The sequence below is a fragment of the Bacillus sp. TH17 genome (assembly GCF_016651125.1).
GTDB classification, from domain to species: domain Bacteria; phylum Bacillota; class Bacilli; order Bacillales; family Bacillaceae_G; genus Bacillus_A; species Bacillus_A mycoides.
Window position 1 is genome coordinate 3,349,611 of sequence record NZ_JAEKEN010000001.1, and the last position, 18,255, is coordinate 3,367,865.

The following is an 18,255-nucleotide window of genomic DNA, read 5'->3' on the forward strand; positions in this document are numbered from 1 at the left end:
TTAATTTAGTTCATATATCCATTAACTAATTCGTAACATCTTTCTTTTGTCATCTTATATTTCTCTTCCGAAGCCTCTATACGTCTCATCGTTCCATTATTTGGATCTATACCAATCGCTGTAACTTTACTTTCTTTTTCTTTAACCCATGCAATCTGTTTTGTTTTTAATGACTGAAATGCATCAGCTGACATCGTATTTTTTAATGTACTGTAAATTTCATTTAGTTTATTATCCCATAGTTGATAATTTCCTTCTATTTCATTTACTATGTCATTTGTTGACATAACATTTGTATGTTTTTCTTCGTTTTCTAGAGCAACTAACTCATTTAGAGCCTTAGTTTTACCTAATACTGAAGAAGATTCTTTTTTTGGCTGCTTCTCTTCTTTTGAACTAGTATACGTACTGGAATCATTTCCCTTAGCTGTTTCTTGCTCTTGAATAAAATCCTGTTTCGTTACCTTCTCTTGCTCTTCATCATCTACATTGTGAGTAATAACAGATGTTTGGGCATCCACAGCAACTACTCCGTTACTTTCTTTAAAAATATATTTCTTATTTCCACTATTCTCTTCTCTAACGAAAGAAACATTCTTGAAACCTTGAACTCTAAGAATTTCGTTAGCTTCTTCTTTAGTTAACTTTAAATCTACTGACGTATTTGATGACCATTTATCCATTAACCATTTTCCATCGGTATAAACTAAAACAAATTCCCACGTCTCCGCTTCATTCCCCATATCATTTGCAAGGATAAGCGTCTCAATCTTTAAAACATCATTTTTCTGTGAACAAGTTATTCTCACGTCTGGCTCAATATGAATTGGGAATGGCAACATATCCGTCTCTCTAGACCTATTAAATGTGTCAAGCGACTTAGGAAGCTGATTTTCTACAAACTTATCTGTAACTAATCCCTTAACTCCTTTTTTCGCTGTCTCCATATCTCCAGGATTATTTCGGCTCCATCCATTTTCTTTTTCCATCTCACTAAAAGCGTTTGCTATCCTATCTACGCTCTTTCGTACAATCTTTTTCGCTTCTTTTCCTGTCACTTCTGGTGCTTCATCAAGCTGTTCAATCTTTTCATTTACTTGAACTTTGTTTTCACTTTTTTCACAACCTGCTAGAACAAACATACTAACTACCAAGCAAAATGACATTACTTTACTTAATTTTTTCATATACTCACATTCCTTAATCCTATTTATTCGTTACGTATCCCTATCTTCGAGAGAAACCCAACAATTACCTATTGTATCAATAATTTTTTTATTTATATATTAATTTTTATATTAAAATAAATAATAAATGTAATGTTATTTTCAAATATACACTCTAAACATCGCTTATCCTTTTCTTTCCTAACTTCGATATTCCAAAAAAATTTGACATTATTTTCTCGTATTTGTATAAATTTTTTTACAGTGTGTAAAAAAATCGATTCGATGTTCTTTTCATTTGCTCACTAATATTTTGAAGCAATCCGTAGTTTTCAAATAGTCCTTCCCACAAATGGCGGACAGAACTTTACCTTCCCTTATATATATTCCCCACTATCCTTTCTCTAAAGTTAAATTTTGGCACGCTATTTGCTTTATTCAATACTGTGAAAAGGGGGAAATTAACATGACTTTAAGAATTAATAAAATCCAAAATCAACTACAAAAATATGAAATTGACGGATTACTTATTACCAAAAAAGAAAATCGCCAATATGCAACAGGCTTTACAGGTAGCGCTGGCGTCGTCTTAATCTCTGCGGATAAAGCTGTTTTTATAACTGATTTCCGCTATGTAGATCAAGCGAAATTACAAATAAAAGAAGCTAAAATTATTATGCATAAAGGAAATTTAGAAAAAGAAATCGCAAATCAAGTATCGAAATTAAACATTCAAAAACTTGGAATTGAAGAAAATAACATGACATTACAACAATATAAAAACTTACAAAAATACATACATGCGGAAATGGTGCAAGTGTGCGAAATCATCGAAGATATTCGCATTATTAAAGACACACCTGAAATAGAAACAATGAAAATTGCGGCTAATATTGCTGACGAATCATTTCACCACATCCTTACGTTTCTAAAGCCAGGAATAAGTGAGACTGATGTCCGAGATGAATTAGAATTTTTCATGCGAAAGAAAGGGGCTACATCCTCATCATTTCAAATTATTGTAGCTTCTGGCGTTCGCTCTTCACTTCCTCATGGCGTTGCATCGAATAAAATAATCGAGCACGGCGATATCGTTACCTTAGATTTCGGTGCACTTTATAACGGGTATTGTTCCGATTTAACACGTACTGTAGCGATTGGCGAACCATCGGAAGAATTCAAAAAAATATATAATGTTGTATTAGAAGCATTAAAGCGTGGAACTGCAGCCATTAAACCTGGAGAAACTGCGAAAAGTATCGATGATATAACGAGAGATTACATTACAGAACATGGATACGGTCAATATTTCGGCCACTCTACTGGTCATGGGCTTGGGTTAGAAATTCATGAACCTCTCCGTCTATCCCAAGAAAGTAAGGCTACTTTAGAAGAAGGTATGGTTGTTACAGTTGAACCAGGTATTTATATACCAAACTGGGGCGGGTGTAGAATTGAAGATGATATTGTCATCACAAAAGAGGGCTATGAGGTTATTACAAAGGCAAATCGGGAACTAATTGTCATTCCCTGTTAAAAATCATGAACTTTTTAACAGGAGTTTTTTCTTTACACATAGAATTCCTTCTCTGGAGTAATTGTTTAAAGAGGGGGAATTTTAATTGAACTTTGTAATCGATAAGGTAGATGGTTTACAGCCTGAATTTTCAAAACTTGTTTCCATGATGAATTACGCTCGCTATACAACAATGCAGGCTGTCGAAGGCTTAACAATTGAAGAACTTGATTATTTATATGATGATGAAGCAAATTCAATTGGTATGCTTTTGTACCATATGGCTGCTATTGAATTTTACTACCAAATTCATACTTTTGAAGATCGTGAACCAACAGATGCTGAATTAGAACGTTGGTTACCTGCTGTTGAGTTAGGAAATCTTGGACGCGAGAAAATAAAAGGCAACTCAATAGAATTTTACATAAATACGTTACAAGAAGTGCGCTCTAAAACGATCGAAACATTTCAGTCTTTACCTGACGAATGGCTATTTAAAACGACCGACTTTTGGCATGACAAACCAGCAAATAACTACTTTAAATGGTTTCACGTATTTGAAGATGAGATCAACCATCGCGGACAAATTCGTTTAATTAAAAAGATGCAAAAAGCTCATTCAGTAAAGTAAGAAAATGCCACCGAATAAGGTGGCATTTTCTTTTATTCATTAACGAATAACTTTTCGTTTACTTTTTTAGCGACTACCGCTACCGATATTAAAATACATATTAAATATAGCAATTTCGCAATAAATAACCACCCTTGAAACATTACAATTCCATCTATTATCTCATTTCCTTTCAATAACAAAAACGGAATCGTGCTAATTATAATGACAAACTCGATGCTGAAAACAATTTTCTTTTTTCGACTATATGCTTTCCATTCATCCCAGCGATACATAGGAGCAAAAATCAATACTCCTATACATAATATTACTGGTACCCATTCACTTTTAAGAAATTGCCCTGAAACAACTGATAATAGTAAACAAACGAGCACACCAAAATACCCTATTTTCTCTCTCATTCGTACTCCCCCATTCTACTTCTCCTTTAATATGTAACTTGCTATGCTTATAACAATTCTTAGAAAAATAACAACTACAAGTACAATATAAAGACCTTTTGCAGAAGACATCCATTCTTGAAAAATAGACATTTTCTCCATTTGTTTCTGCCCTTCTATTAAAAGAAACCCTACGAAAAATGAGCAAACAACAGTGATACCTATCATAATTCCGATACTTTTCTTACTATATTGTTTCATATCATCCCAGTTATATAAAAGTATAAATACAAACCCGAAAACAGGTATGATACTTATCCATTCATTGCTTGTAAACAGATTTAAAATGATTAATAGACTACAAGATATGATGAATCCCCAAAATCCAATTTTTTTGCGCATAAGTCCTCCTTTAATTCCATTTTTAGGATTAATTGTATTGTAACATCCATTTATTATTCTTACCATTACAGTACATGAAATTTCACTTTTTTCTTTTTCCTATACTCACATACCTTCACCGCTTTCATACAATGAACTACACGAATGCCTAAAGGATGTGAATGTTATGGGAGTTGAATTAACGCTTTTACATGCTCTCTATATTCTTTGTTTACTCACTATTATTACCTTTTTTATTCTTCGAAAAGATACGACAATTATTTGTATTGTTTTTATCTTTTTATTAGCATTAACCGCTACAAGTTCTCTCCCTCTTGCTATTAGCGGTATTTTTCAAAGTTTCATTTACGCCATTACTGAGCTATTACCAACACTTGGGATATCTTTGCTATTATTTTTGGTGTATTTTTTATTAAGGGAATTTGCATTTAAAACATATTTAGTAAAAAATGTTGCCACTGGGGAAACGTTCAGAGTAGATAAACAGGATTTCAAGCAATATAAAAGAGAATTTAAAGCGAAGGAAAAAGAAGTTAGAAAGATATCTGATCTACAGTAAAAGTGTAACTAGTACACAAAAAGTAGGTGTTTAAAATAAGGAGAGATTCTACCTTTATGAAAGTCATTCGTTCAATCTTCCACGCATTTCGTTTATTGAGTAAAATCTTTAAACCTATATTAAAAGCATTATCTAAAAGTAAATTTTAATTACATATAAATAAAAAAGCCGCCCGACAGGACGGCTCTTCTTTCACATATACATAGGCTTTATTTACAATTAAGCAAATTTTATTTTATATAAATATTACTATACTAGTCTAAAATTTCTGTGTTTACATTTTTTTCTTTTTATCTCATAATTTTAATTGGGAAAAGGGAGAAAAGAAATGGTTCAAATCAAAGTGACACCTGAAATGCTAGAAGAAGTTGCTAATCGTGCAAGTAATACCAGAATCGCATTAGAATCTATACATAATAATTTATGTAATGAAATTGATCATTTGTGTTTTCAATGGATCGGTGCCTCTAATCAACAGTTCATTCAAATGTTCAATGAAGCGAGACCAAAAGCTTTTACATCTATCAATTCAATTATACAAGTGGAAGAAGATCTGAAACGAATTGCCGAAAAATTCCGCAATACAGATAATCAAGATGTTACAATGGAAGAAGGTGCAATGTGTGGTAAACCTTCTTCTGAAGAGAATGGCTTTGATGGTAAAAAATTAGCTAGAGATATTGCTGGTGAAATAAGTGGTGAATATGATGTTCGTCGTGTTTGGGATGGTATTGATCCATCTACTGGCGAAAAACTTTCGGGGTGGGAGCGTGCTGGGGCAGGTGTCATGGCTGTAGCCGGCCTTACACCCTTTGGAAAGATAGCTAAAGTAGGAAAAGGAGTTAAAATGACTGCTAAGGCTACTGAGGCTGCAAATACAGCTAAAAAAGTCACTGCTGGGACAAACAGCGGAGCTAATCTTAGAGTAATTGAAGAACTTAAAGGACCTGTTATAGATGGAAAACGAGTTGGAAGTGGAAAAAAGGTTGATAATGTAAAACCAGTTTGGGGAAGAGATGAAAAAGGGAAACCTTTTATAGAAAAAGAGTTCCCTCATGTATCAAAGGAACATGGTTTTTCTGATGTTATTGATAATTATTCAAGATTTGCGGAGGAGTTTCCACTAGTAGGAGGGGACCGTATTAAAAGGGAATTATATCAAATAACAGGAAGTAACAATGGTAATAAAGGTGTTTTTGAATGGATTGTTGAGCCCAATGGTGATGTGAGCCACAGGAGATTCATTGAAAATGGTGTTATGACGGGTAAGCCAAATCAAATTCCAAAAAAGTAAGAGGTAAATAATATGAACTTAAAAGATTTAAAAAATAAACATATTAAGTATGACTGGAAAACTATTTTTATAGGCATCCAAGAAAATTATTTTAATAAAGACGTCATTTCCGATTATGCGGTAGAATTGATGGATATTGGTGATGAAAGTGAGTTTGTTAGTGAACTTGCATGGGGAGTATCTAGTGAAGATTTAGATAAGGTGATGTTAGAAATAAAAACTAATTATTTTCCTCAATTAGATGAAGAAAGCACAATGTTAGTAGAGGAGAATAGAAAACTAAGATTTGTTTGTTTATCTGAAATAAAAGAAAGATGTAAAGAAGATAATGAATTATTAAATGAAATTGCAGAGTTTTATGGAAATCATCACTACCCAGAAGATATGGTGAGTTTTGTTAATTATATGCCTCAAGAAGTCCCAACTACGAAAGAAGATCTGATAAATAGGTTTGAAAAATTTTTAAACTTAGAGAGATCGAGATTTAAATATGAATAAGGAAACATTAGGAGAATCAATAAGAAAAAAGCCGCCCAACAGGACGGCTCTTCTTTATTTCACATATACATAGGCTTTATTTACAATTAAGTAGATTTTATTTTACACAAATATCATTATACTAATCTAAAATTTCAAATGCATTCGTTAATGCTGAAGGTAAAGGGATTCCCATACGACCAGCATTTTCTAACAGTGATAGCAACTCATTTCCAATAAATAAAAAGATTGTTGCCTCACGAATAGCGCTATTTGTTCCCATAACCACATCAGCTTGTGAAGCCGCTGCTATTTGTAAAGTAGATCCATTTGAACTCGCACGCCGAAATTTTTTGCCAGTTATTATCGGCTTAATCGTCACCACTATCGTTGTGATGTTTATCCTGTAACGTAAGCAAGATAATACTTGCTTACGCCTTTTTAGGTTAAATATTGAAATATACTAACCTTCAAAAGGGTTTATTTATTACATAGCGAAATTATATTATGAGAGTAATTATTTCAAAACGTTTACGAGAAACAGATTACTTCAATTAGAAAAGGGGACATAACTATGAATGAATTGATTTTTGTCTTATTAATTTGTCCATTACTTATCTTTATCGTTTCTGTTATTGGAACACGTAGAACGAGAACGTACTATGTAATGCCAATTGTAACGTTTGCTAGTTTTTTAATAGTAGGTGCTATCGCCTTCCCTCCAAAGTTTTTCTTTTGGGTCGGTATGTATAGTATCTTCTCATTTATTATTTCTTATATGACTCTATTGTTTGTGAGAGGATATGAAGTTGCAGAAAACAATAAGTAGTTATTAGTGAGGAGATTGTAATATGATTTTCTTTGATATCGATGGAACTTTACATAAAATTTTAGCAATGATATAAAAAAGACGACCACGTTCCTGATATGATCCCCTTATAGTAGACAGGAAAAAGAAAGCACATTAACCTGTTTACTATGGAGGGGATTTTTTCATGGGAAAAATTAGAGTCACTTACGATGTAGAATTTAAGAAACAAGCTATAGATTTATACTTAAAAGAAGGCATGAGCTATAAAACCATTGCGAAAGAATTAGGTATTCATCACTCGGTTGTAAGTCGTTGGGTGAAACACTTTGAAGCTGAAGGAATCAAAGGACTAGAAGAAAAACGCGGTAAAGCGAAAGGACCAGGTTTAGGTAGACCAAGGGTTAGACCCGAAGATCCTGAAGCTAAGATCAGACGATTAGAAGCGGAAAATGAAATGTTAAAAAAGCTCTTAGGGATGTAAAAGGAGGAATGAAAGTCGTATCCAAAATAAAAAAATTCGAAGTCATCCATGAAATGACAAAAACAGGTTATACAGTGACCATTCTATGCGATATTGCTGGTGTAACCAGAAGTGGATACTACAAATGGCTAAAACGGCATACGACGCCTTCTAAAAAACAATCAGAGGATATCGAAATTAAGAAAAAGATATTGGAGTGTCATAAAAAATTAAGAGGAATTTATGGATATAGAAGAATACAAGTGTGGCTGAAAGCCACATATAACCTTCATTTGAACCATAAGCACATCCAAAGATTGATGAGTGAACTAGGTATCAAAGCCGTAATTAGGAAAAAACGACCTTATTACGGAAAAAAAGAAGCTTATGTGATTTCAGAGAACCATCTAAATAGGGAGTTTCAGGCTTCAAAACCGAATGAGAAATGGGTAACCGATATTACCTATTTGATTTTCAATGGACAGCGCTTGTACTTATCCGCTATTAAGGATTTATACAATAATGAAATTGTTGCCTATGAAACCAGTCGTAGAAACGACTTAAAGCTTGTGTTAGATACGCTTAAAAAGGCAAAGAAAAAACGAAATGTGAAGGGAATCCTCTTACATAGTGATCAAGGATCCCAGTATACATCTCGTCAATATAATCAATTACTTAAAAAATATCAGATGAAGGCAAGTATGTCTCGAAGAGGCAACTGTTGGGATAATGCTTGTATGGAAAACTTCTTCAGTCACTTTAAGGCAGAGTGTTTTCATTTATACTCCTTCCGTAAAGCGAATGAGGTCAAACTTGCCGTGCGTAAATATATGCACTTTTATAATCATCAAAGATTTCAAAAGAAATTAAATAACCTGAGTCCATATAAATATAGAACTCAGGTTGCTTAGTTGCGCTTTTTAAATACTGTCTACTTGACAGGGGTCACTGCATCCCCCGCGGTCGTCTTTTTTCGTGTTACGCTGTAATCCAAGCTTCGTTTGCTGGATTTTTACGCCACTCTTGTAACTTTTTCGTTTCAGCTTGTCCGATCATACCTTTTTCTGCTGCAACTTCAGTTAATGCACTGTAATCACTTAAAGAATATGATGCTACGTTTGCTGCTTCTAGTTTCTCTTTTCCTGACTCAAGCTCGTATGTGAAGATTGATACGATTCCTAATACTTCACAGCCAGCTTCGCGAAGTGCTTCTACACATGTAATTGCACTACCGCCAGTTGAAATTAAGTCTTCTACTACTACTACTTTTTGACCTTTTTCAGCTTTTCCTTCGATTTGGTTCCCTTTACCGTGACCTTTTGCTTTACTACGCACGTAGCACATTGGTAAATCCATACGATCGCTTACCCATGCAGCGTGCGCAATACCAGCAGTTGCTGTTCCTGCAATAACTTCTACAGTTGGGAAGTGCTCTTTAATTAACTCTTCTAATCCAGCTGCAATCGCTTGGCGTACTTTTGGATAAGATAAAGTTAAACGATTATCACAATAAATTGGTGATTTTATACCAGAAGACCAAGTAAATGGGTCATTCGGTTGTAAAAATACTGCTCCAATTTCTAATAAATGCGATGCGATTTCTTTTTTCATACTGTTACACCTTCCCACTGTTGTTTTACTGTTTTATACGCTTCAAGCGGATTTTCTGCTTTTGTAATACTACGTCCAACTACGATGTAGCTTGAACCAAGTTCCCTCGCACGTTTCGGTGTTGCTACGCGCACTTGGTCATTTACATCATCGCTTGCAAGACGAATCCCCGGTGTTACTGTTACAAATTCATTTCCGCATACTTCACGTAATTTTGGTACTTCAAGTGTTGAACAAACAACTCCATCAAGTCCACTTTCTTTCGTTAATTTTGCATAATGAGCAACCGCTTCTTCTAACGTTTTCTCAATGCCAATCTCTTTTTTCATCATAGCTTCCGAAGTGCTTGTTAATTGTGTAACGGCAATACAAATCGGTCTCTCTTTTCCTTCTTGCTTACCTTCCTCTAATCCCTCAATCGCAGCTTTCATCATACTGCTTCCCCCAGCAGCATGAACATTTACCATATCTACATCTAGACTAGCTAGGCTACGCATAGCGCTTTTTACCGTATTCGGAATATCATGAAGTTTTAAATCTAGGAAGATTTTATGTCCTTTTTCTTTTAAGTACGTAATAATTGCAGGACCTTCTTTGTAAAACAACTCCATACCAACTTTGACAAATAACTCTTCCCCTTCAAAGTGGTGTAAGAATTGTTCTACCTCTTGTTTCCCTGGAAAATCTAGTGCAACGATTAACGACTGTGACATGTTTGCTTCCAGCTCCTTCCTTGACATTCCGAAATATGATCAAATCCTAATTCATCTAGTAATGCTGGTAATTCTTCAATAATTGTCGGACATACGAACGGATCGATAAAGTTCGCCGTTCCAACTGCAACCGCGCTTGCGCCAGCATAGAAGAATTCAATTACATCTTCCGCTGTTTCAATACCACCCATTCCGATGATCGGAATGTTAACAGCTTGACTTACTTCATGTACCATACGAATTGCTACTGGCTTAATCGCAGGCCCTGATAGTCCGCCCGTACGGTTTGCTAAAATTGGTTTTGCAGTTTTTAAATCTAGACGCATACCAAGCAATGTATTAATCATCGTTAAACCGTCCGCACCCGCATTTTCAATTGCTTTTGCAATTTCCACAATGTTTGCCACGTTCGGTGACAATTTCACATATACCGGTACTTCAGAAACCTCTTTTACTCGCTTCGTTAAATCAGCAGCAATTTCAGGATTTGTACCAAAAGCGATACCACCCGTTTTTACGTTTGGACAAGAAATATTTAATTCTAGCGCATGAACATTAGGTGCCTTTGAAATCGCCTTCGCAACCGCTACGTAATCCTCAGCTTGTGAACCCGCAACGTTTGCAATAATCGGAAGATCAAATTGCTCGAGAAAAGGTAATTCAGAATTCATTACCTTTTCTAATCCAGGATTTTGAAGCCCGATTGCATTTAGCATTCCGCCTGGTGTTTCAGCAACACGAGGCGTTGGGTTTCCATAACGAGGTTGTTCTGTTGTCGCTTTAATCATAATTGATCCAAGTACACTTAAATCATAGAACTGTGCATACTCACGACCAAATCCGAAGCAACCAGATGCTGGGATGATTGGATTTTTTAATGATAACCCTGGTAATTCAACTTGCAATCTGTTCATAGTACAACCTCCCCGATTGGAAATACTGGTCCGTCGCTACACACCTTCTTGTAAGAATGTCCACTCGGATCTGCTTGCAAATGGCATACACATGCGAAACATGCTCCGATACCACAGCCCATACGTTCTTCTAATGAAATGTAGGCTTTTCTCTCCTTATAGCGTCCTTCTAATGCACGAAGCATCGCTAAAGGTCCACATGAGTAGAGAATGTCAAAGTCAATTCCATAGCTATCGATTACATCTGTTACAAACCCTTTTGTACCATGTGTACCATCAACTGTTGCAACATACGTATCACCAAGTTCTGCGAATTTCTCTTCATAGAAGACAACATCTTTCGTTTGGAAACCTAAGATGTGAATAACGCGTACTCCTTTTGCTACAAGACGCTGTGACAATTCATATAGTGGTGGTACACCAATTCCCCCACCAACTAATAGAGCCGTTTGTCCAGATTCCGCTTCTTCTACAGGAAATCCATGACCAAGTGGTCCTAACACATCTACAAGTTCACCTTGTTTTCTTTTCGCTAATGTTTTTGTCCCTTGTCCTTCCGCACGATATAGCATTGTAAATTCGTTCTTGTCTTGATCGACATTACAAATACTAATTGGGCGGCGCAGAAGGGGCGTAATGCCCTCTGCTACCTTAATGTGTACAAACTGTCCTGGATCGTTCATTTGCTGCACTAAATCCCCTTGAAGCACTAATTCGTAAATGTTTTTTGCGATTTCTTTTTGGTTAACGACGATCATATTTTGCTTTTGCATCATGCATGTACCACCTCGTGACGCTTCGTTTGCGTAATTTCTTTCATTGAATGAGCTGAGAATGTCATAGATTCTAATACTCTCAAGATTGCTCTCGTTGTATCAAGTGATGTTAAGCAAGCCACACCATTTTCTACTGATTCACGGCGAATGCGGAAACCATCACGCGCTGGTTGTTTTCCTTTTGTTAATGTATTGATTACAAACTGCGCTTTCCCTTGACGGATAATATCAAGTAAGTTGTAGTCTTCAGAATCAATTTTGTTTACAACTTGCACCGGAATGTTTTGTTCTGTTAGCGATTGTGCTGTTCCTGCTGTTGCTAATAAGTTATAGCCGATTTCATGGAAGCGTTTTGCAATTTCCAGCGCTTCTTCTTTATCTTTATCCGCTACAGTGATGATTACTGATCCGTGCGTTGGAATGTTAATTCCTGAAGCAACAAGTCCTTTATATAATGCTTTTTCAAGCGTTAAATCTTTACCCATTACTTCCCCTGTTGATTTCATTTCAGGCCCTAATGTTGTATCAACTGAGCGTAGTTTCGCAAATGAGAATACCGGTGCTTTTACATACACTTCCTTCTCTTCTGGGTGATAGCCAGTTCCATATCCTTGTTCTACAAGGTTTTGACCTAAAATAACTTTCGTTGCGATATTTGCCATCGGTACGCCTGTAATTTTACTTAAGAATGGTACTGTACGGCTCGCACGTGGATTTACTTCAATTACATACACTTCATCTTTGAATACTACAAACTGAATGTTTAGTAATCCAACAATGTTTAAACCTTTTCCAAGCCCAATTGTATGTTCAATAATTTGTTCTTTTAGTTTTTCAGATAAGCTCTGTGGTGGATATACTCCAATTGAATCCCCAGAGTGAACTCCAGCGCGTTCGATATGTTCCATAATACCTGGAATGAATACATTCTCACCGTCTGAAATTGCATCTACTTCAATTTCTTTACCAACCATATAACGGTCGATTAATACTGGGTGATCTGCGTGAACTTTAACCGCATTTTTCATGTAGTGCAGTAATTCTTCTTGACGATATACGATTTCCATCGCACGTCCACCTAGTACGTAAGATGGTCTTACTAATACTGGGTAACCAATTTTGTCAGCGATCGCTACTGCTTGCTCTACAGTCGTTGCTGTTTTACCAACTGGTTGCGGGATACCAAGCTTTGTTAAAGCTGCTTCAAACTTATCACGATCTTCTGCACGGTCTAAATCTTCAAGTGATGTTCCTAAGATTTTCACACCATGTGCTTCTAATTTAGCCGCTAAGTTAATTGCCGTTTGTCCGCCGAATTGGACGATAACACCTTCTGGCTTTTCTAAATCAATAATGTGCATTACATCTTCGATTGTTAATGGTTCAAAGTATAATTTGTCAGAAATACTGAAGTCTGTTGAAACTGTTTCTGGGTTGTTATTAACAATGATTGCCTCATATCCAGCTTCTTTTATTGCCCATACAGAGTGAACTGTTGCATAATCAAACTCAACACCTTGACCAATACGGATTGGACCAGATCCTAGTACAACTACACTCTTACGATCTGTTACAATCGATTCATTCTCGTCACCATATGTGCTGTAGTAGTATGGTGTTGCAGATTCAAACTCTGCCGCACAAGTATCTACCATCTTATAAACAGGAGTCATATTACTTTCTTTACGCATATCGTAAATTTCACGCTCTGTTTTGTTCCAAGCATTGGCGATGTAATGGTCACTGAAGCCCATTTCTTTAGCAGATTGTAACACTTCCATATTTCCTACATTCGCTTTTACTTCGCGTTCCATGTTTACGATATTTTCAATTTTTTGTAAGAAGAAGAAGTCCATTTCACACCATTCGTTGATTTCTTCTTTCGTTACACCTTGACGGATTGCTTCTGCTACAACGAACAGACGCTCGTCATCAGCTTTTATAATACGCTTTTTCATCGTTTCTTTATCAAGCTCTTTTAAGTGGTCTAACTCTAGGTGATAAACGCCAAGCTCTAAAGAACGAATCGCTTTTAATAATGATTGTTCTAAGTTACGTCCGATTGACATAACTTCACCAGTTGCCTTCATTTGTGTACCAAGTGTTCTGTTTGCTGATTCAAACTTATCAAATGGCCAACGTGGAATTTTTGAAACAACATAGTCTAATGCTGGCTCGAAGCAAGCATATGTTTTTTGTGTTACTGGGTTTATAATTTCATCTAATGTTAAACCGACTGCAATTTTCGCCGCTAGCTTCGCAATTGGATATCCAGTTGCTTTAGATGCTAGTGCAGACGAACGACTCACACGCGGGTTTACTTCGATTACATAGTATTGGAAGCTATGTGGATCAAGTGCAAGCTGAACGTTACATCCACCTTCAATTCCTAATGCACGAATAATTCTTAATGAAGTGTTTCGTAACATTTGATACTCACGGTCACTTAATGTTTGGCTCGGTGCTACAACGATAGAATCACCTGTGTGAACCCCAACCGGATCGATATTTTCCATGTTACATACTACAATCGCGTTATCATTCGAATCACGCATTACTTCATATTCAATTTCCTTACAACCGGCAATACTCTTTTCTAATAAACATTGTGTTACTGGACTATGTTTTAATCCACCTGATACGATTTCAATTAGTTCTTCTTCATTATTACAGATTCCGCCACCTGTTCCCCCCATTGTAAATGCTGGGCGAACAATAACTGGATAACCAATTTCTTTTACAAATTCATGTGCTTCTTCCAGCGTATGAATAATCGTGCTAGATGGAATTGGTTCATTTAATTCCTGCATTAATGTACGGAATAAATCACGATCCTCGGCTTGCTCGATTGCTGATAATTTTGTTCCTAAAATTTCAACTCCGCACTCTTCAAGTATGCCTGATTTCGCAAGTTCAACAGCCATGTTTAGGCCTGTTTGACCACCTAATGTTGGTAGGAGTGCATCTGGACGTTCTTTACGAATGATACGGCTTACGAATTCTAATGTTAATGGTTCTATATATACTTTATCTGCTGTTGCAGTATCTGTCATAATTGTTGCTGGGTTAGAGTTAACAAGGATTACTTTGTAACCTTCTTCTCTAAGAGATTGACAAGCTTGTGTACCAGAGTAATCAAACTCTGCTGCTTGCCCAATTACAATTGGTCCTGATCCGATTACTAAAATTGTGTTAATGTCTAGGCGTTTTGGCATAACTCTTCCCCTTCTTTCTTGAAGTTTTCAATCATTGCTAAGAAATCTTCGAATAAATCATTTGCATCTTCTGGTCCTGCAGAAGCTTCTGGATGGTATTGCACTGTAAATGCCGGGAACTTCGTATGACGAAGACCTTCTACTGTTCCATCATTTAAAGCAACATGTGTAATTTCCAGTTCTGTATTTCCAACTGATTCTTCTTCTACTGCGTAACCATGGTTTTGAGATGTAATTGCTACTTTTCCAGTTGCAAGATTTTTTACTGGATGATTTAAACCACGGTGACCGAATTTTAACTTACTTGTATTCGCACCAGATGCCAGGGCGAACAATTGATGTCCTAGGCAAATCCCAAATAAAGGAACTTTACCAATAATGTCTTTTAACATTTCAATTGCTTCTGGTACATCTTTTGGGTCCCCAGGTCCATTACTTAACATAATTCCATCTGGGCTAAGGCGTAGAATTTCTTCTGCTGTTGTATTGTAAGGTACAACAATTACATCGCAATCACGCTTATTTAATTCTCGTAAAATACCATGTTTCATTCCGAAGTCTACAAGTACAACTCGGTGTCCACGGCCTGGACTTGGATATGGATCTTTTGTTGATACGCGTTTCACATGATCTGTAAAGACAGTTGCTTTCAATTGGCTAACGATGTCCTCTACATCCACATCCATATTGCAAAGACGTCCGCGTAAAGTTCCATATTGACGAATTTTTCTTGTTAATTTTCTCGTATCAATTCCTGCTAATCCTGGGATATTTCTTTCTTTCAAGTAATCATTTAGCGAAATTTCATTACGGAAGTTTGATGGGTGATCACAAATTTCGTTTACGATTAAACCATTTACAGATGGGTGAATTGATTCAAAATCATCACGGTTAATGCCGTAGTTTCCGATTAATGGATACGTAAATGTTACGATTTGACCGCAGTATGATGGATCAGATAAAGTTTCTTGATATCCAGTCATCCCAGTTGTAAATACAACCTCACCTGACTTTTCTATTTCTCCTCCGAAACCTTTTCCAATTAATACTGTTCCATCTTCTAAGATAAGTTGTCTTTTCATACTAATGCACTCTCCTTTTGCCATGCGATCTTACCACCAACGATTGTCATAACCGGCCAACCTTGGCATTTCCAACCTGCGAATGGTGTGTTTTTTCCTTTTGATAAGAATGTTGTTGGATCAATTTCTTCTTCTTGTTCTAAATCGATAATTGTAATATCAGCTGTTCTACCTTCTGTTAGGCGCCCTGCTTCTAAACCGAATGTGTCAGCTGGTTTTTCTGTTAAGAATTGAATCAGTTGCTCTAATGTAATGATTCCTTTTTTCACAAGGTTCGTATATAAAAGCGGGAATGCTGTTTCAAAACCAGTAATTCCGAACGGTGCTCTTTCAATCCCTTGCGCTTTCTCTTCTGCAGTATGCGGTGCATGGTCAGTTGCGATCATATCAATTGTTCCATCTAATAGTCCTTCAATTAACGCTGCATGATCTTCTTTTCCTCGAAGCGGTGGATTCATTTTAAAGTTAGGATCAGCCGATGGGATATCATCTTCACATAATACTAAGTGATGCGGTGTTACTTCTGCTGTCACCTTAATTCCAGCACGTTTCGCGTCACGGATTACACGTACAGATCCTTTTGTACTTACATGACATACGTGGTAGTGACAATTTGCAGCTTCCGCAAGTAAGATGTCCCGGGCAATATGTACGGATTCACATACTGATGGGATACCGTTTAATCCGTGTTTCTCAGAAAACTTCCCTTCATGTACACATCCTTTATTAATAAGTGTGTTCTCTTCACAGTGTGCAACAACTGCCATATTTAATTTCGATGCACGCTTCATTGCAGCTAACATCATGCTTGCATCTTGCACGCCTACGCCATCATCAGTGAAAGCAAACGCTCCAAGTTCTTTTAACATTTCAAAATCGGTCATTTCAGAACCTGCTTGACGTACTGTAATTGCTCCATATGGTAATACATTTACATGTGCTTTTTCTTTAATACGCTTTTGCAGGTCTTCCATATGTTCTTTACAATCTGGTACTGGGCGTGTGTTTGGCATTGCGCAAATTGTAGTAAATCCACCTTTTGCTGCTGCAAGTGTTCCTGTTTCAATTGTTTCTTTATGTTCACCACCTGGTTCACGAAGATGAACGTGTACATCTACTAATCCAGGTGCGATTAACTTTCCATTTACATCGATTACTTCAGCATTATCTGCCGTAATATTTTCTGCTACCTTCGCAATTTTACCGTCTTGTACGAGAAGATCTGTTGCTACGATTGTTCCTTCTGCATTCATATAACGACCATTTTTAAACAAATAATTCATGTTTCATTCCTCCTAATACATTTGGTAATGCGCGTTTTAGTACAGCCATTCTTACGTAGACCCCGTTTTCCATTTGCTTGAATATGCGTGAGCGTTCACACTCGACAAGTTCACTCGCAATTTCAACATCACGGTTTACAGGGGCTGGATGCATAATAATGCTTCCTTCTTTCATACGTTTTTCTCTTTCAACTGTTAACCCATGTTGCTCGTGATACTCTTTCATAATGTCTGTTTCATAATGGTCATGACGCTCATGTTGTACACGAAGTAACATCATCACATCCACTTCTGGAACAAGTTCATCTAAGCTCTTGTACGTTCCAAATGTGTTCTCTTCATCTTTCCACTCTTCTGGGCTTGCAAAGTAAATTGTCGCGCCCAGTTTCGTTAATGCTTCTGCATTAGAACGTGCTACTCGGCTATGACGAACATCCCCAACTATTGCAATCTTCAAACCTTCAAATCTTCCAAACTCTTGTTTAATTGTTAGAAGATCGAGTAGACATTGCGTTGGATGATTTCCACATCCATCTCCAGCGTTCAAGATTGGGATATTCACCTGATCTTTTAATTCATCGAAGTAACGATCTTGCTCATGGCGGATGACTACCGCTTTTGTTCCGATTGATTCTAGTGTTCTTATCGTATCGTATAAAGTTTCTCCTTTTTGTACGCTAGATGCATCTGCGGAAAAGTCTAATACTTCAAGTCCTAATCTCTTCTCAGCAACTTCAAAGCTAAATCTCGTCCTCGTACTATTCTCAAAGAACAAGTTCGCAACAAATGTTTGCTCTGTCGTTTTTCTCTCTTTTCCATTCGCGAAATCTTCTGCGTCTTTTAGGATTTCTGAAATTTCTTGTTCCGATAATTCACTCATCGTTAACAAATGGCTCATCGTCATCCCTCATCTTTCTGTTTTTTATGATAACACCATTGAATTTATATAACAATAACTGTATAAA

Annotated in this window: 19 protein-coding genes and 2 pseudogenes; 9 read left to right on the forward strand and 12 right to left on the reverse strand. The window is 36.5% G+C overall.

The features are described from left to right. Positions 1–5: 5 nt before the first annotated feature. Complete coding sequence (locus JFT95_RS16950; protein ID WP_088040050.1) at positions 6–1,187, reverse strand: lysozyme inhibitor LprI family protein; 1,182 nt, start codon at positions 1,185–1,187, stop codon at positions 6–8. A 445-nt stretch (positions 1,188–1,632) separates the two neighbouring features. Here JFT95_RS16950 and JFT95_RS16955 point away from each other — a divergent pair, with 445 nt between their 5' ends. Next, positions 1,633–2,703: a M24 family metallopeptidase gene (locus JFT95_RS16955; protein ID WP_201052864.1), complete on the forward strand. Its 1,071-nt coding sequence runs from the start codon at positions 1,633–1,635 to the stop codon at positions 2,701–2,703. Positions 2,704–2,788: 85 nt separating this feature from the next. Continuing rightward, the gene (locus JFT95_RS16960; protein ID WP_088040051.1) at positions 2,789–3,313 is read left to right on the forward strand and encodes a DinB family protein; all 525 of its coding nucleotides are present in this window, start codon (positions 2,789–2,791) and stop codon (positions 3,311–3,313) included. A 32-nt stretch (positions 3,314–3,345) separates the two neighbouring features. Here the strand turns inward: JFT95_RS16960 and JFT95_RS16965 are convergent, their stop codons facing one another. Further along, positions 3,346–3,714 carry a YoqO family protein gene (locus JFT95_RS16965; RefSeq protein ID WP_159147025.1) on the reverse strand — a complete coding sequence of 123 codons (369 nt, stop codon included), beginning with the start codon at positions 3,712–3,714 and terminating at the stop codon, positions 3,346–3,348. Positions 3,715–3,729: 15 nt separating this feature from the next. Further along, on the reverse strand, positions 3,730–4,161 hold the full coding sequence (locus tag JFT95_RS16970; protein WP_193651960.1) for a YoqO family protein: 432 nt from the start codon (positions 4,159–4,161) through the stop codon (positions 3,730–3,732). Between the two features lie 100 nt (positions 4,162–4,261). Here JFT95_RS16970 and JFT95_RS30020 point away from each other — a divergent pair, with 100 nt between their 5' ends. The 3 genes from JFT95_RS30020 (at position 4,262) to JFT95_RS16985 (ending at position 6,446) form a co-directional block, all read left to right on the forward strand. Beyond that, positions 4,262–4,654 carry a hypothetical protein gene (locus JFT95_RS30020; RefSeq protein ID WP_012261596.1) on the forward strand — a complete coding sequence of 131 codons (393 nt, stop codon included), beginning with the start codon at positions 4,262–4,264 and terminating at the stop codon, positions 4,652–4,654. A gap of 328 nt (positions 4,655–4,982) precedes the next feature. Next, the gene (locus JFT95_RS16980; RefSeq protein WP_000249934.1) at positions 4,983–5,948 is read left to right on the forward strand and encodes a WXG100 family type VII secretion target; all 966 of its coding nucleotides are present in this window, start codon (positions 4,983–4,985) and stop codon (positions 5,946–5,948) included. Positions 5,949–5,960: 12 nt separating this feature from the next. Next, positions 5,961–6,446 carry a DUF2247 family protein gene (locus tag JFT95_RS16985; RefSeq protein ID WP_193651961.1) on the forward strand — a complete coding sequence of 162 codons (486 nt, stop codon included), beginning with the start codon at positions 5,961–5,963 and terminating at the stop codon, positions 6,444–6,446. Positions 6,447–6,567: 121 nt separating this feature from the next. Here the strand turns inward: JFT95_RS16985 and JFT95_RS16990 are convergent. Beyond that, positions 6,568–6,744, reverse strand: a pseudogene (locus JFT95_RS16990) (phage holin family protein); the annotation flags it as partial. Here JFT95_RS16990 and JFT95_RS29640 point away from each other — a divergent pair. The 4 genes and pseudogenes from JFT95_RS29640 to JFT95_RS17005 all read left to right on the forward strand — a co-directional run. Continuing rightward, positions 6,728–6,835 (forward strand): annotated as a pseudogene (locus JFT95_RS29640) (MFS transporter); the annotation flags it as partial. The pseudogenes JFT95_RS16990 and JFT95_RS29640 sit on opposite strands and share 17 nt — an antisense overlap. Before the next feature lie 164 nt (positions 6,836–6,999). After that, entirely contained in the window at positions 7,000–7,254 is a 255-nt protein-coding gene (locus JFT95_RS16995) for a YbeF family protein (protein WP_002033769.1), read from the forward strand. Positions 7,255–7,420: 166 nt separating this feature from the next. Then, entirely contained in the window at positions 7,421–7,717 is a 297-nt protein-coding gene (locus JFT95_RS17000) for a transposase (RefSeq protein WP_002135468.1), read from the forward strand. Positions 7,718–7,725: 8 nt separating this feature from the next. Then, positions 7,726–8,607: an IS3 family transposase gene (locus JFT95_RS17005; protein ID WP_002140633.1), complete on the forward strand. Its 882-nt coding sequence runs from the start codon at positions 7,726–7,728 to the stop codon at positions 8,605–8,607. A 67-nt stretch (positions 8,608–8,674) separates the two neighbouring features. Here the strand turns inward: JFT95_RS17005 and pyrE are convergent, their stop codons facing one another. Genes pyrE through pyrB form a run of 8 tightly spaced genes read right to left on the reverse strand, consistent with a single transcriptional unit; the run spans position 8,675 to position 18,188 of the window. After that, entirely contained in the window at positions 8,675–9,307 is a 633-nt protein-coding gene (gene pyrE, locus JFT95_RS17010) for an orotate phosphoribosyltransferase (RefSeq protein WP_002137968.1), read from the reverse strand. After that, positions 9,304–10,020 carry an orotidine-5'-phosphate decarboxylase gene (gene pyrF / locus JFT95_RS17015; RefSeq protein WP_000083510.1) on the reverse strand — a complete coding sequence of 239 codons (717 nt, stop codon included), beginning with the start codon at positions 10,018–10,020 and terminating at the stop codon, positions 9,304–9,306. The genes pyrE and pyrF overlap by 4 nt, the downstream gene beginning before the upstream one ends. After that, positions 10,005–10,934 carry a dihydroorotate oxidase B catalytic subunit gene (gene pyrD / locus JFT95_RS17020; protein WP_002088238.1) on the reverse strand — a complete coding sequence of 310 codons (930 nt, stop codon included), beginning with the start codon at positions 10,932–10,934 and terminating at the stop codon, positions 10,005–10,007. Before pyrD ends, pyrF begins: the two co-directional genes overlap by 16 nt. Beyond that, the gene (gene pyrK, locus JFT95_RS17025) at positions 10,931–11,710 is read right to left on the reverse strand and encodes a dihydroorotate oxidase B electron transfer subunit (protein ID WP_002088239.1); all 780 of its coding nucleotides are present in this window, start codon (positions 11,708–11,710) and stop codon (positions 10,931–10,933) included. The genes pyrD and pyrK overlap by 4 nt, the downstream gene beginning before the upstream one ends. Continuing rightward, on the reverse strand, positions 11,707–14,925 hold the full coding sequence (carB, locus tag JFT95_RS17030; protein ID WP_002128845.1) for a carbamoyl-phosphate synthase large subunit: 3,219 nt from the start codon (positions 14,923–14,925) through the stop codon (positions 11,707–11,709). Before carB ends, pyrK begins: the two co-directional genes overlap by 4 nt. Continuing rightward, a complete protein-coding gene (locus JFT95_RS17035) occupies positions 14,910–16,007 on the reverse strand; it encodes a carbamoyl phosphate synthase small subunit (RefSeq protein WP_002121861.1) in 1,098 nt (365 codons plus the stop codon). The genes carB and JFT95_RS17035 overlap by 16 nt, the downstream gene beginning before the upstream one ends. Then, on the reverse strand, positions 16,004–17,290 hold the full coding sequence (gene pyrC, locus JFT95_RS17040) for a dihydroorotase (protein WP_201052873.1): 1,287 nt from the start codon (positions 17,288–17,290) through the stop codon (positions 16,004–16,006). The genes JFT95_RS17035 and pyrC overlap by 4 nt, the downstream gene beginning before the upstream one ends. Then, positions 17,274–18,188 carry an aspartate carbamoyltransferase gene (gene pyrB, locus JFT95_RS17045; RefSeq protein ID WP_002128846.1) on the reverse strand — a complete coding sequence of 305 codons (915 nt, stop codon included), beginning with the start codon at positions 18,186–18,188 and terminating at the stop codon, positions 17,274–17,276. Before pyrB ends, pyrC begins: the two co-directional genes overlap by 17 nt. Between the last annotated feature and the right edge of the window lie 67 nt (positions 18,189–18,255).

Coding starts and splice junctions, on each gene's coding strand:
- JFT95_RS30020 (WP_012261596.1), top strand. CDS start 4,262: ATGGGAGTTGAATTAACGCTTTTACATGCTCTCTATATTCTTTGTTTA.
- JFT95_RS16965 (WP_159147025.1), bottom strand. CDS start 3,714: ATGAGAGAGAAAATAGGGTATTTTGGTGTGCTCGTTTGTTTACTATTA.
- carB (WP_002128845.1), bottom strand. CDS start 14,925: ATGCCAAAACGCCTAGACATTAACACAATTTTAGTAATCGGATCAGGA.
- pyrB (WP_002128846.1), bottom strand. CDS start 18,188: ATGAGCCATTTGTTAACGATGAGTGAATTATCGGAACAAGAAATTTCA.
- JFT95_RS16995 (WP_002033769.1), top strand. CDS start 7,000: ATGAATGAATTGATTTTTGTCTTATTAATTTGTCCATTACTTATCTTT.
- pyrK (WP_002088239.1), bottom strand. CDS start 11,710: ATGATGCAAAAGCAAAATATGATCGTCGTTAACCAAAAAGAAATCGCA.
- pyrC (WP_201052873.1), bottom strand. CDS start 17,290: ATGAATTATTTGTTTAAAAATGGTCGTTATATGAATGCAGAAGGAACA.
- JFT95_RS16985 (WP_193651961.1), top strand. CDS start 5,961: ATGAACTTAAAAGATTTAAAAAATAAACATATTAAGTATGACTGGAAA.
- JFT95_RS17035 (WP_002121861.1), bottom strand. CDS start 16,007: ATGAAAAGACAACTTATCTTAGAAGATGGAACAGTATTAATTGGAAAA.
- JFT95_RS17005 (WP_002140633.1), top strand. CDS start 7,726: ATGAAAGTCGTATCCAAAATAAAAAAATTCGAAGTCATCCATGAAATG.
- JFT95_RS17000 (WP_002135468.1), top strand. CDS start 7,421: ATGGGAAAAATTAGAGTCACTTACGATGTAGAATTTAAGAAACAAGCT.
- JFT95_RS16980 (WP_000249934.1), top strand. CDS start 4,983: ATGGTTCAAATCAAAGTGACACCTGAAATGCTAGAAGAAGTTGCTAAT.
- pyrF (WP_000083510.1), bottom strand. CDS start 10,020: ATGTCACAGTCGTTAATCGTTGCACTAGATTTTCCAGGGAAACAAGAG.
- pyrD (WP_002088238.1), bottom strand. CDS start 10,934: ATGAACAGATTGCAAGTTGAATTACCAGGGTTATCATTAAAAAATCCA.
- JFT95_RS16970 (WP_193651960.1), bottom strand. CDS start 4,161: ATGGTAAGAATAATAAATGGATGTTACAATACAATTAATCCTAAAAAT.
- JFT95_RS16950 (WP_088040050.1), bottom strand. CDS start 1,187: ATGAAAAAATTAAGTAAAGTAATGTCATTTTGCTTGGTAGTTAGTATG.
- JFT95_RS16955 (WP_201052864.1), top strand. CDS start 1,633: ATGACTTTAAGAATTAATAAAATCCAAAATCAACTACAAAAATATGAA.
- pyrE (WP_002137968.1), bottom strand. CDS start 9,307: ATGAAAAAAGAAATCGCATCGCATTTATTAGAAATTGGAGCAGTATTT.